The sequence below is a fragment of the Dyadobacter sp. BE31 genome (assembly GCF_031457695.1).
Classification (GTDB): domain Bacteria; phylum Bacteroidota; class Bacteroidia; order Cytophagales; family Spirosomataceae; genus Dyadobacter.
Window position 1 is genome coordinate 601708 of sequence record NZ_JAVDXA010000004.1, and the last position, 12105, is coordinate 613812.

Genomic DNA, 12105 nt, shown 5'->3' on the forward strand with positions numbered 1-12105 from the left:
GTAAATCATTTTACCTTGCTTCTTTAAAACAAAAACAATAGATGATCATATACTGCCACTCATTACTCGACGGCTCGCTCAATGCCAAACTGAGCGAAGCGCTTACCCCGCAGCATCAGATCCATTTCCGCACCGAATCGGCCAGTAATGAGGAGCTTAAATCCTGGTTTGCCAGCGCCGACTACATCCTCGGCAACCCGCCGGTAGCCTGGTTCGAAAGCATTCCTGCCAATCTGAAGTTCTGGCAACTCGATTCTGCCGGGTTCGATCAATATGCGTCTGTGGCCATTCCCGATCACGTCAAAACGGCTAATATGGGCGACTGGTTTGCCCGACCCTGCGCCGAGTCGATCGTGGGCGGTGTGCTGGCGCTGTACCGCGGTATCGACAAGCTGACGCTTTTGAAACAGAAAACAGAATGGATCGGTACGCCGCTCCGCGCCGAGTTGAAGATTTTATATAAACAGACGGTGATCGTACTGGGTGCCGGAACGATAGGGCAATCGACAAATGCAATATTGAAAGGCCTCGGCTGTACCACGCATTTGATGGCCCGTACATCGCAGGAAGCCGATATTCGCAGTAAGGAAGATCTTTTTAATGCATTGCCGCAGGCTGATGTGGTGATCAACACCTTACCCGGTACCGCGCAGCATTTTGTGGACGCAGAATTCATTTCTGCGATGAAAGATGGAAGCGTTTACGCCAGCGTGGGACGCGGCAGCACGACCGATGAGGATGCATTGATCGATGCATTGAAATCAGGCAAACTGGACGGCGCCGTACTCGACGTGACGGAGATCGAACCACTCCCTGCCGACAGTCCGCTTTGGCAAATGGACAATGTGATCCTGACCCAGCATACCGGCGGCGGGCACAAAAATGAGCACATGGGAAAAGTAGATTTATTTTTGAACAACATTTTTGCAATACAAAGCGGCGCCGCAATCGCCAATGAAGTGACCCTTGTAAAAGGATATTAACCGACCGAAACTGACATGCTACTGACAGAAACCGATATCGCAGAAGGTATCCAGGATAAATATTTTTTGAAATTTGGCCCCGCAACGCGCGAAATCGTGCGCGTGTTCCGCTCCCCAGGCCGCATTAACCTCATCGGCGAGCATACCGATTATAACAATGGCTTCGTACTCCCCGCAAGTGTGGATAAGGCCGTGTATTTCGTGATCGCCCCGCGCGAAGACGACCAGGTGATCCTCTATGCCGCTGACCTTGATCAAACCTATTCGTTTTCGCTGGATGACCTTTCCAAACCGGAAAAATCGTGGCCGCATTACCAGATCGGTATTGTGGAGCAAATCCAGAAGAAGGGTTTGAAAATCGGCGGTTTTCAAGCGGCGTTTGGCGGTAATGTGCCGGTAGGTGCGGGTCTTTCGTCGTCCGCCGCACTGGAATGCTGTCTGCTCTTTGCTTTGAATGAAATCTACGGCTTGAACCTCGATCGTTTCAGCATTGTGAAAATGTCGCAAAAGGCCGAAAATGAATATGTAGGAGTGCAATGCGGCATTATGGACCAGTTTGCTTCGGCATTCGGCAGGGAAGAATCCGTAATCCGCCTCGACTGCCGCTCGCTCGAATACGAATACTTCCCATTCCCGATGGACGACTACCTGATCGTGCTTTGCGATACAATGGTGAAACATTCGCTGGCCAGTTCGGAGTACAACACCCGCCGGCAGGAATGCGAAAAAGCAACCGCTATTTTACAGCAATACCATTCCAAAATTCTGAGCCTGCGCGACGCGACGCCTGCATTGGTGGAAGCGCATAAAGAAGAAATGGGCGACGTGGTGTACCGCCGTGCGAAGTTCATGACCGAGGAAATCCAGCGCGTGCAGGATGCTTGTGACCTGCTCGTACAAGGCAATCTGCCCGATTTTGGCAAAAAAATGTACGCTACCCACTTCGGTTTGCAGAACGAATATGAGGTAAGCTGTCCGGAGCTTGACTTCCTGGTGGCCCAGACATTGGACGACGACACGGTACTCGGCGCACGGATGATGGGCGGCGGTTTCGGAGGTTGTACCATTAATTTGGTGAAAAAAGAGGGTGTTGATGCTTTTGAAGCCAAAATGAAGCAAGCGTATCTTGAAAAGTATAAAATCGACCTGCCTTGCTACCGCGTGAAAATCACCGATGGCACGGAGGAAGTTGCCCTCGGATAATCTGACCATTTACGCAAACTCTTAACCTTTGACCATGAGAAGAATCCCTTTTTTACTCACTGCGCTGGTTGGCCTGGCCATTTTCAGTTGCTCAAAAACCAAGAATGAAGAAAAAATGATCAGTACTATTTCCAAAGAGGCTTTCGGCCAGCTCCCCGACGGCCAGCAGGCTGACCTGTACACACTGACCAACGCCAACGGCATGACCGTGAACATTACCAACTATGGCGGGATCATCACCAAACTCACCGCGCCGGACAAAAACGGCCAATGGGCGGATGTTGTACTGGGTTTCGACTCACTGGCACCCTACTTGAGCGGTCACCCGTTCTTCGGTGCGTTGGTAGGCCGCTATGGCAACCGTATTGCGAAGGGTAAATTCAAATTGAATGGTCAGGAATACTCGCTGGCGATCAACAATGGCCCGAATGCATTGCATGGCGGGACAAAAGGATTCGATAAGGTGATCTGGAAAGCAACCGAAATCAAGCAGGATTCGGTGGTAGGATTACAATTGGAATATACTAGCAAGGATATGGAAGAAGGTTATCCGGGCAATCTGACTGTCAAAGTCGTTTACACGCTCGACAACGAGAATGCACTGACGATCGACTACACCGCCACAACCGACAAACCGACCGTGGTGAACCTGACCAACCACTCGTATTTCAACCTTACCGGCCTGAAACGCGACATTCTTGACCACGAAGTGACCATCGCTTCGGACAGCATTGTGCCTGTGGACACCACCCTCATCCCGACCGGCAAACTCCGCGCTGTGGAAGGAACGCCATTCGATTTCCGCAAGGCTACCAAAGTGGGCGCCGGTATTGATAAGGTAGAAGACGAGCAGATCAAAGCCGGCGGCGGTTATGACCACTGCTGGGTGCTGAAACGCAGCGGTGACGGCCTGGAAAAATTTGCCACTGTAAAAGATCCTGAAAGCGGCCGCGTAATGGAAGTCTACACCACCGAACCCGGCGTTCAGTTCTACACCGGTAACTTCCTCGACGGCAAACTGACCGGCAAAGGCGCAACCTTTTCAAAACGCTTCGGCCTCTGCCTCGAAACCGAGCATTACCCTGATTCCCCGAACCAGCCCCAGTTCCCGACCACGACATTGAATCCGGGAGAAACTTATAAGACGACCACGAAGTATAAGTTTTCGGCGCAGTAAGTAGCAGACTCAACATTCCTCATTACAACCTTGGCGAAGAACAGGCCGCGTATGCGGCCCGTCTTCGCCTTTGTTCTTTTCTGCCACTTTTTAGCTAATTTTGATATGCCAACTGTGTTATACATTAATGGTTACCGGTTCTTTTTCTGGATGAACGAGCACGAACCGGTTCACATTCACGTTGAAAAAGGCAAATGTAATGCGAGGGTTATCCTGGTTCCGGAAATAGAGGTTTCTTACAACCATGGTTTTAAAAAGAAGGAATTGAGAAGCATTATCGATATAATCATCTGTAACTATGGAAAAATCATTCAAGCCTGGCAAGACACCTTCTATAAGTGAAGAACTTCAAGTTCAGCTCAATGCGTCGGATGATGAACAGGTAGTCGAAATTGCAGATGAGTTTGACCGCTATATTCAAACCAACGGATTGCAGATTCGGCACTTCGGATTTGCAAGAGACCTTGATTTGGCTTTCTTTATCTTGAATGACAAGCGGATAATTACCATAACATTGTCAGATTTCCCATTCTTAAAGGAAGCAGACGATTACGATTTGGATCAATATAGAGTGTCCGAGCTCGGCATCCACTGGTACAACCTTGATATTGACATGAGTCTCCGCGGGCTGCTTAAAGAAGAAAAGATATTAACCAAATAATTGACATACCTAGTACCGATTTCCAATGCTTACTAAAACCGTAAAAATCAGCAATGTTACCAACCTCTCCGACGCGCGCTATTGTGCGGGTATGGGTGTTGAAATGCTTGGTTTTTCTATTGACGAAGATTCTCCCAATTATATTTCTCCCAAAAAATTCGAGGATATCTGCTCCTGGCTCGCGGGCGTGACGCTCGTGGCGGAGACTTCCAAAACTGATCCCGATGCGATCGTAAGCGCGCTGAACGATTACCCCGTGCACGCGGTACAAGTGAATGACCCCGGCTTGCTTAATTACCTGCGTACCGAACTGGGCTTGCCGCTGCTGTTACGCGTGAGCGTCGATCTCTACGAAGCAGGCGAAATCGTTCCTATCCTGAGCCGTTACGAAGGCGAAGTGACCTATTTCCTGCTCGAAAGCGACAACGAAGCGGAACTGTCAGAGTCGTGGATGCAGGTACTGGGCACCGTAGAAGCCGATTACCCCGTCCTGGTAGGCTTCGGGCTCGATAACGAGTTTACGGTGAGCGCCCTCACCGAGTTGCTCCCAAATATCGGTATTGCGCTGCGCGGAAGTGAAGAAATCCGCCCCGGCTATAAGGATTTTGGCTCGATGATGGACATTCTGGAAGCGCTCGAAGAGCAATAAGGCCGTTTTTCATCCATTTAAAACACATTCTCACTAAAAACATCCGCTTAACACGCCCTTTCGCCGATAATAATTTTCCGGTTTACAGTATCTTGCATTACCTACTACCTTTGATTACAAATAAATACTAAACTAATCATGGAAAAGAAATTGCATCGCATACCTGACCAGGCAGTTTTCGGAGGAGTTTGCGCGGGAATCGCTCAGTATCTGCAAATTGACGTCGTGATCGTCCGCGTGATCTTCGTCGTTATGGCGCTGCCGATATTGCCTCCCGGCTTTGGCATGACCGGATTACTCTACATCATCCTGTGGGCTGTACTACCGACCGGCCCTGCCGGCGAGGTCTACACGACCCACAATGTGTTCGGGTCCGAGCCTTCCAAACCGTCAGACCCGGTATCCGACAAAAAAAGGTCCGACCAGACGATGATGATCCTCGGTGGCGTGCTGATCTTTTTCGGTGGGCTGATGCTGATAGACGATCTGCCGATCTGGTGGTCGTTTAAAAAATACTTCTGGCCGATCGTCCTGATCGCCGTGGGTGCTTTCCTGATCCTGCGCCAGCGCGACAAAGAGACTGAAAACAAATCGACGGTGTATCCTACGACGCCTCCTCCCGTGGAGCCGGTGGATCCGGGTCCCGATCCGCAGCCTTACACACCATTTTCGCCCAGCTCTTCGCCGGAAACACATTTTCCCGAAGATCCCGAATTGAAAAAGCCGGACAATGGTGACGACGACGTCATCAAAGTCAATTAACCTTCCTGAATCGTACCATAAACCATAAAGCCATGAATTTCAAAAACATTTTCTGGGGGGTAATCCTCATTGTCATCGGGTCGCTGTTCCTGGTAGAGGAGCTTACCGATTTCGACTTCGGCCGCTTCTTCTGGCCCATTATCCTGATCGTGACCGGCGGATTGCTGCTGTTGCGTAACTTCCTGAATACCGACAGTACTAACCGATCAAACATATAAGATCATGAAAAACTCACGTGGCATTGTTTGGGGCGGCTTGCTGGTCATTTTCGGGGTGATCTGGCTGCTCAGGAGCATGAATTTGCTGAATATCGATTGGGACCTGGTATTACCTTACTGGCCGGTACTGCTGATTATCGCGGGTGCCATTCTGATGGCGGCCGGACGGGAACGCGGGTCGGGCGGTATTGTGGCATTGCTCATTACATTGGCCGTTCTGGGAGGTGTGGTGAATAAAACGCACCAGGCGTTCGACGACCATGGCAACAACTGGAATTTCGGCTGGGACGATGATGACGACGATCACGAATACGGTTACCACCACGACGATGATGATGATGATGATGATGATGACAACGAGGACGACAAAGACGACGACTACCGCAAAGAGCATTGGAAAAAGGGCGACAGGCCTGTCAACGGCACCTATAATTACGAAATGGAGGATTTTATCCAAAAAGCCAATTTCAACCTCGAAGGTGGTGCAGGTTCCTTTTCATTGAATGGTAATACCGCCAAGTTGTTCGAAGCAGCTACTACCAGCACAGTGGTTGGTTTCCGATCTAACACATCCGTAAACAAGCTGAACAATTCCGCTTCGGTTACTTTGAAAATGGAAGAAGGTAATGTGAAGATCAAAAACGGAGAAATGTCAAACCAGGCGAAAATTCAGCTGAATGAAAAACCGGTCTGGAATATCGACCTGGGGATCGGTGCCGGAAAAGGTGACTTCGATTTCAGTAATTATAAAGTAGAAAAACTGAAAGTAAGCACCGGTGTGGCTGATATGGACATCCGTCTCGGCGACAAAATGCCTACTGCCAACGTCGATATTGAGGCGGGCGTAGCATCGGTAACACTCGAAATTCCTGAATCCATCGGCTGCGAAATGCGCATGGACGGAGCTTTGAATGCCAAAAACATGGATGGATTAAGCAAAATCGGTGACGGGCTCTACCGCACCTCGAACTTCGACACCGCAACGAAGAAAGTCATTGTACATTACGAAGGCGGACTTACCAGCATCAATATCAAACGATACTAGCCCTAGCTTCCGAATTCAGCAAAAAGAATATCTTTGCAGCCTTTGCAAGGATATTTTTTTATGCTCAAAACTGCTTTTTGCCTGCTTTTAACGGGCTTCGCCGCTTCCCATACCTTTGCCCAGTCATCGAAATCACTGCCTGCTATTGAGCAAAAAATGGTAGACCGGGGCCTTGTCGATATCCAAAAAGTGGATCCTGAAATTCTGGTTGAACTCAAATATTCGACCACCGACAACTTCATTGGGCGTGATGTGTACGGCGAGCTTACCCGCGCCTACCTGCAACCCGAAATGGCGAAACGACTTGCCAAAGCGAATGCATTACTGAAAAAAGAAAAGCCGGGATACCGGTTGCTGGTGTACGACGCAGCGCGACCCAACTCCGCACAATATGATCTCTGGAATGCACTGGATCACCTGAAAATTCCCGCACGTAGCAAAACTCAATACGTGGCCGATCCAAAAATCGGCTCTAACCACAATTTCGGGTGTGCTATCGATCTTACCGTTGTCGATGAAAATGGCAAACCGCTCGATATGGGCACGAAATTCGACTTTTTCGGCCCGCTTGCTTACCCGCGTTCCGAGCAGGAAATGCTGAAAAAAGGAAAACTGACGGCCCGACAAATCGAAAACCGCCAGCTTTTACGTAAAGTCATGACCCAGGTGGGATTCAAGGTCAATACCACGGAATGGTGGCATTTCGACGGCATGTCGAAAGCGCAGGCCCGGGCTAAATATGGAATGATCCCCTGAAAATTCTAGTCAGCACGGACACTACTCCCACCAGTTACTTCCTTTTCGACTTTCGGGTTACCGCGGTAACGTACGTTGCTCGCGCCCGAAGCCTTTACATCCAGCAAGCGAGTCACCCAAACCTTCGCGTTGCTCGCTCCCGAAACATCCAGATCCGATTCCTCCGCCTCAAGGTCGAATGCATTGAGCTGTGAAGCACCGGAGGCCTCTCCGTCCAGAAATTTCATTTTACCAACAGCATTCAGTCGCGAAGCGCCGTTAATATCGAACTTCAATGTGGTACCACTGCCGTCGAAATCGCATTGAGATGCGCCCGAAAGGTCGATTTCAATGCTGGGCAGATTTTCAAACCGGGCTATTTCCGCATTAACCGCACCCGAGAAATCGACCTCAGCCAGATCGGGCATTGTAATGTCGATGTCCATTCTTTGGCGCTTCCTCCATGAATTGTTGTAGCGGGCGGTAAGCTTCCCATCCTGAACGAATATGTTGAGATCGTCGAGGTCGTTCCGCTCGCCGGTGGCGGATACCTTAAATGAAGGTCCGGCCACGACGTGTACCCGCATAGCATCACTCATTTCCAACTCATCGAAATTCCGAAAATCATAAGTGCGTGTGGCCTCGCCCCGCGGCGGAATATCCTCGTCTTTGTTGATATAAACACAGGACTGAAGTGCCGAAGCGATAACTAGCGAAACCGAAAGTGTGAGAAAAGTTTGTTTCATGGCTAAAAGAAGTTGTTTACGCTAGGACAACTGCCCCCATGAATCCCCCTATTCAAAAAAATAAAATTTCTCATAGGGGTATGCGGCAGCTAAGTTGTCACATTCCAAAGGACATCCATAATGACCGCTCTTCTATATCAGGAACCGCTAATCGAAAGAGATTATCTATTTTTGACGGAAAATCAAAAACAGATAACTGTGCACTCTTCCGACCCAGAAATAGTCAGCGCAATACGGCGGGGCGATGAACAGGCCTTTGAGCAGACCTTCCGGACTTATTATCCAAGGCTTTGCAACTATGCATGTACGATGCTCAAAGATGAAGAAGAGTCGGAGGAGGTCGTGCAAACGGTGTTTCTGACGATCTGGGAGAAAAGGGAGGAGCTCGAAATCACGCTTTCACTAAAATCCTACTTGTACCGGGCAGTGCACAACCATTGCCTCAACCGCTTCAAGCACGCCAATGTGCGGGAAGCGCATAAGGATTATACCATGTATGTTTCGAGTGGGTCGTACGACTCGGTGACGGAGGTAATCCACGCCAGCGAGCTGGAAGAACGTATTGAAAAAGCTGTAAGCACCTTGCCCGAGCAGTGTCAGAAAGCATTCAGGCTAAGCCGTTTTGAGGAATTGAAGTATCAGGAAATAGCAGATCAGTTGGGAATATCCATTAAAACGGTGGAAAATCAGATAGGGAAAGCATTAAAAATTCTGCGCGCGGAACTGGCAGACTACCTGCCCGTTACGCTTTGGTTGTGTGGTAGCATTGTTGAACAGTTAATCAGATCGTAACCATGAACTCATCTCATGCAAACATATCGGAGGAACTGCTCGCACGTTACCTGGCCGACACCGCTTCGGAATCCGAAAGAAATGATGTGGAAGCGTGGCTCGCCGAATCGGAAGCCAATGCAAGGGAACTGGCGACCTACCGGCTGATCTGGGACCACACGGCTGCGATGAAAAAGAGCAGCACTGGGGTGGACACGGATGCCGCCTGGAATAAAATGAAGGGCAAAATGGCTATGGGAAAGACTGCTGACCCATTATCTAAATTGCCCGGGAAGGAAGTACCTACCCCGGAAGCGCCTACCCGGGAGGCAAGGACGATCGAATTCCGGCCCGAAGTACGGAAACGCCGGTTGCCGGTAACGGTATGGGCGGCTGCGGTGATCGCTATTCTGGTTACAGCTTTCGGATGGTTCTTCCTTATTTCGGAAAAAACGCCGGAATCACTTCAAGTAGCCACAACCGACAATACGAAGGAGCAACTTCTTCCCGATGGGACCAAAGTCTTTCTCAATTACAATTCAAAATTGACCTATCCTGAAAACTTTAAAGGCGATCTGCGGACGGTTTCATTGCAAGGCGAAGCATTTTTCGATGTAAAGCGCGATGCAGCACATCCGTTCGTCATTCAAGCCAATGGCACGGAAATTCGGGTATTGGGAACGTCTTTCAATGTAAAAGCCTATGACGCAGCCCCTGTGCGCGTGGATGTTGCGACCGGAAAAGTGCGCGTTAGCAAGGACTCCCATCGCGTCGAACTCGTGAAAGGACAAAGTGCGGAAGTGCTTAAAGACTCAATCCGCAGCCTGCAAGCGAACATAAACCTGATGGGGTACCGCACGCAGATCTACGAATTCAATGCAGCCGATCTGCAAGATGTCGTCACGTCGATCCGCGATGGCTACCACGTGGACGTGCGGCTGTCCAATGACAAGATCGCACAATGCCGGCTCACAATCCGCTTCGAAAAAGAACCGGTAGACGCCACATTGTCCGTCATCGCCGAAACCCTCGACCTCAATCTCCGGAAAGAAGGAAAGGTTTACTGGCTCGACGGGAACGGTTGCCAATAGAAACTACAAGCCATCCTGCTTTGAAACTACTTTACAGAATTACTTTCTGCTGTGCCTGCATTTGCCTGCTTTCCGGCCACATTTTGGCCCAGGAACTGCTGGAAAAGCGCATTAATTTGAAAGTGACCAACCAACCGCTCGACGAGACTTTGCGAAAAATCGGCAATACCGGTGGTTTCAGTTTCTCGTACAGCCCCGATATGATCGACGTCAAAAGCCGCGTGTCGATACAGGCCGAAAATCGGAGCATCCGGGAAATATTGGTGGCAATTTTCAAAGACAAGGTCACATTCAAAGAGCGTCGACATTATATTATCCTTCAAAAAAAACCGGAAGCCGAAAAGCCGGAAGAACCCGAAAATTTCGATCTGAACGGCTACATTATCGACAATAAAACCGGCAAAAAACTGGCTAATGCCAGTATTTACGAGTCGGTGACGCTCGCCTCGGCGGTGAGTAACCAATATGGTTATTACAAAATACGGCTCCCGGCCGCTCGCTCTTCACTCCGGCTGGAAATCAGGAAGGAGGACTACATCGGCAAATCCATTCCCATTCCCACGCGCAAAGACACCTATTTACAGATTTCACTGAACCCGGACACCCTGAAACCGATTTCGGGGAAGGTCGCTACGCACGCGCCCGTACAGGTGGATTCGCTGCATACCAAAGTTGCCGTTCCGCAATTTGAAGTGGCGAAAACGACGCTGCCCCGCGATACCATGTTTATCGACAGCTCGGCGGGCGGCAAAGCCATTACCTGGGCCGATTATGAAGCGCTTCGTAGGAAATATAAGCGCGCTCAGAACAAGTTTGTCAGCGCATTCGCATCGGCCAAGCAGGCCATTCACACCCGCAATATCGAGGATACGCTGTACGCCCCTTTCCAGGCCTCTGTTCTGCCGTTTCTGGGCACCAACCACGGGCTGAGCGGAAATATCGTGAATGATTACTCCATCAACCTCATCGCCGGCTATTCGTTGGGCGTGGCCAAATTCGAAATCGGCAGTTTGATCAACGTCGTGAGGGGTAATGTCACGGGTTTTCAGTTCGCGGGGGTGAGTAATATCGTCGGCAATGATGTAGTCGGATTTCAGTATGCCAATGCGCTGAACATGACCCTGGGCAACTTCACAGGATTCCAGGGCACGCATTTGCTGAACTATATCGGTCGCAATTTTACCGGTTTTCAGGTGGCCGGCGTGGGGAATGTGATCGTCGGCGAGCTGCGTGGTTATCAGTTCTCGGCGGGCTACAACTATGCGCATACGGTCAAGAGCGGGCACCAGATCGGCGCTGTCAACTACTCCGACTCCACTGCCACCGTTCCGTTCGGGCTTTTCAGCTGGGTACATAGCAACGGCTACCGTCGCTACGAATTCTCCACCGACGAGTTCAACTATTTCAATACCGCGTTCAAAACAGGGGTAAGCCGTTTTTACAACATCTTCAACCTCGGTTTCAGCGCTTTGGCCAAAGATAAACCGCTCTTTACCATCGGTTACGGTTTCGGAACGGCCCAAAAACTGGGCAGAGGTTGGAGCGCCAATGCGGACTTAACGGGAAGTCTGGTAGTGGTTGAGCATAATATCGAGGATGACAACATTAGTCAGGGGCTCGTCAAATTTGCATTAGGTGTCGAGAAGAAAGTAGGTTCCCGGTTCGCGCTGTTCGTCGGCCCGTCGATCAGTACCTTCTTTGCCAAACACTCCGGTTTAATCAATACAGAGGGCAAAAAAGGGTTTCCATCCGTTTGGCTAGGGGAAAGGCCGGACGCTTCCAGCAAAGTATACGGCTGGATCGGCTTCCAGGCCGGGATCCGATTTTTGAATAAAATATGAGGTTACCTCATTAGAGAATTTCTAAAAATAGCTTGTTCAATTCATCCTCAGTAATATCCGACTGCTCTGATTTGTCATAAATTGAAACTAAAAATACCTTATTCTGAACTACTTTAACATAGGTAATTTGACGTGGTTCCGTTTCGGTTTACACTTTTGCGAGTTAGTAAATATTTAAAACTGCCAATCTTATCCTGTTTGTCTATAGTATCGGGCTTCGAAA

Annotated in this window: 14 protein-coding genes; 13 read left to right on the forward strand and 1 reads right to left on the reverse strand. The window is 49.7% G+C overall.

Features of this window, described 5'->3' with window-relative positions:
• Positions 1–41 precede the first annotated feature (41 nt).
• The 10 genes from J2Y43_RS23155 (at position 42) to J2Y43_RS23200 (ending at position 7454) form a co-directional block, all read left to right on the forward strand.
• Complete coding sequence (locus tag J2Y43_RS23155; protein ID WP_309986727.1) at positions 42–983, forward strand: D-2-hydroxyacid dehydrogenase; 942 nt, start codon at positions 42–44, stop codon at positions 981–983.
• A 15-nt stretch (positions 984–998) separates the two neighbouring features.
• On the forward strand, positions 999–2186 hold the full coding sequence (locus tag J2Y43_RS23160) for a galactokinase (protein ID WP_309986725.1): 1188 nt from the start codon (positions 999–1001) through the stop codon (positions 2184–2186).
• A gap of 34 nt (positions 2187–2220) precedes the next feature.
• The gene (locus tag J2Y43_RS23165; protein ID WP_309986720.1) at positions 2221–3363 is read left to right on the forward strand and encodes an aldose epimerase family protein; all 1143 of its coding nucleotides are present in this window, start codon (positions 2221–2223) and stop codon (positions 3361–3363) included.
• 105 nt (positions 3364–3468) lie between these two features.
• Complete coding sequence (locus J2Y43_RS23170) at positions 3469–3705, forward strand: DUF4160 domain-containing protein (RefSeq protein ID WP_310226638.1); 237 nt, start codon at positions 3469–3471, stop codon at positions 3703–3705.
• On the forward strand, positions 3662–4024 hold the full coding sequence (locus J2Y43_RS23175) for a DUF2442 domain-containing protein (RefSeq protein ID WP_309986715.1): 363 nt from the start codon (positions 3662–3664) through the stop codon (positions 4022–4024). The genes J2Y43_RS23170 and J2Y43_RS23175 overlap by 44 nt, the downstream gene beginning before the upstream one ends.
• Positions 4025–4049: 25 nt before the next feature.
• Positions 4050–4673 carry a hypothetical protein gene (locus J2Y43_RS23180; RefSeq protein WP_309986714.1) on the forward strand — a complete coding sequence of 208 codons (624 nt, stop codon included), beginning with the start codon at positions 4050–4052 and terminating at the stop codon, positions 4671–4673.
• 138 nt (positions 4674–4811) lie between these two features.
• Positions 4812–5435 carry a PspC domain-containing protein gene (locus J2Y43_RS23185; RefSeq protein WP_309986711.1) on the forward strand — a complete coding sequence of 208 codons (624 nt, stop codon included), beginning with the start codon at positions 4812–4814 and terminating at the stop codon, positions 5433–5435.
• A gap of 32 nt (positions 5436–5467) precedes the next feature.
• Positions 5468–5653: a LiaI-LiaF-like domain-containing protein gene (locus tag J2Y43_RS23190; protein WP_309986708.1), complete on the forward strand. Its 186-nt coding sequence runs from the start codon at positions 5468–5470 to the stop codon at positions 5651–5653.
• A gap of 4 nt (positions 5654–5657) precedes the next feature.
• Positions 5658–6698 carry a LiaF transmembrane domain-containing protein gene (locus tag J2Y43_RS23195; protein WP_309986705.1) on the forward strand — a complete coding sequence of 347 codons (1041 nt, stop codon included), beginning with the start codon at positions 5658–5660 and terminating at the stop codon, positions 6696–6698.
• Between the two features lie 60 nt (positions 6699–6758).
• A complete protein-coding gene (locus tag J2Y43_RS23200; protein WP_309986702.1) occupies positions 6759–7454 on the forward strand; it encodes a M15 family metallopeptidase in 696 nt (231 codons plus the stop codon).
• Between the two features lie 5 nt (positions 7455–7459).
• On the opposite strand, the gene J2Y43_RS23205 is transcribed toward J2Y43_RS23200, so the two are convergent.
• Complete coding sequence (locus J2Y43_RS23205; RefSeq protein ID WP_309986699.1) at positions 7460–8179, reverse strand: head GIN domain-containing protein; 720 nt, start codon at positions 8177–8179, stop codon at positions 7460–7462.
• Positions 8180–8350: 171 nt separating this feature from the next.
• On the opposite strand from J2Y43_RS23205, the gene J2Y43_RS23210 reads away from it, so the two are divergent.
• From J2Y43_RS23210 to J2Y43_RS23220, 3 genes are read left to right on the forward strand one after another with little or no spacing between them, the layout of a single operon-like run.
• Positions 8351–8971 (forward strand): RNA polymerase sigma-70 factor, encoded by a 621-nt coding sequence (locus J2Y43_RS23210; protein WP_309987920.1) that lies wholly within the window; start codon positions 8351–8353, stop codon positions 8969–8971.
• Positions 8972–8973: 2 nt separating this feature from the next.
• Complete coding sequence (locus J2Y43_RS23215) at positions 8974–10041, forward strand: FecR domain-containing protein (RefSeq protein ID WP_309986697.1); 1068 nt, start codon at positions 8974–8976, stop codon at positions 10039–10041.
• Between the two features lie 20 nt (positions 10042–10061).
• Positions 10062–11882 carry a hypothetical protein gene (locus tag J2Y43_RS23220; protein WP_309986694.1) on the forward strand — a complete coding sequence of 607 codons (1821 nt, stop codon included), beginning with the start codon at positions 10062–10064 and terminating at the stop codon, positions 11880–11882.
• Positions 11883–12105: the final 223 nt, after the last annotated feature.

Coding starts and splice junctions, on each gene's coding strand:
- J2Y43_RS23205 (WP_309986699.1), bottom strand. CDS start 8,179: ATGAAACAAACTTTTCTCACACTTTCGGTTTCGCTAGTTATCGCTTCG.
- J2Y43_RS23155 (WP_309986727.1), top strand. CDS start 42: ATGATCATATACTGCCACTCATTACTCGACGGCTCGCTCAATGCCAAA.
- J2Y43_RS23185 (WP_309986711.1), top strand. CDS start 4,812: ATGGAAAAGAAATTGCATCGCATACCTGACCAGGCAGTTTTCGGAGGA.
- J2Y43_RS23215 (WP_309986697.1), top strand. CDS start 8,974: ATGAACTCATCTCATGCAAACATATCGGAGGAACTGCTCGCACGTTAC.
- J2Y43_RS23160 (WP_309986725.1), top strand. CDS start 999: ATGCTACTGACAGAAACCGATATCGCAGAAGGTATCCAGGATAAATAT.
- J2Y43_RS23195 (WP_309986705.1), top strand. CDS start 5,658: ATGAAAAACTCACGTGGCATTGTTTGGGGCGGCTTGCTGGTCATTTTC.
- J2Y43_RS23175 (WP_309986715.1), top strand. CDS start 3,662: ATGGAAAAATCATTCAAGCCTGGCAAGACACCTTCTATAAGTGAAGAA.
- J2Y43_RS23170 (WP_310226638.1), top strand. CDS start 3,469: ATGCCAACTGTGTTATACATTAATGGTTACCGGTTCTTTTTCTGGATG.
- J2Y43_RS23190 (WP_309986708.1), top strand. CDS start 5,468: ATGAATTTCAAAAACATTTTCTGGGGGGTAATCCTCATTGTCATCGGG.
- J2Y43_RS23180 (WP_309986714.1), top strand. CDS start 4,050: ATGCTTACTAAAACCGTAAAAATCAGCAATGTTACCAACCTCTCCGAC.
- J2Y43_RS23200 (WP_309986702.1), top strand. CDS start 6,759: ATGCTCAAAACTGCTTTTTGCCTGCTTTTAACGGGCTTCGCCGCTTCC.
- J2Y43_RS23165 (WP_309986720.1), top strand. CDS start 2,221: ATGAGAAGAATCCCTTTTTTACTCACTGCGCTGGTTGGCCTGGCCATT.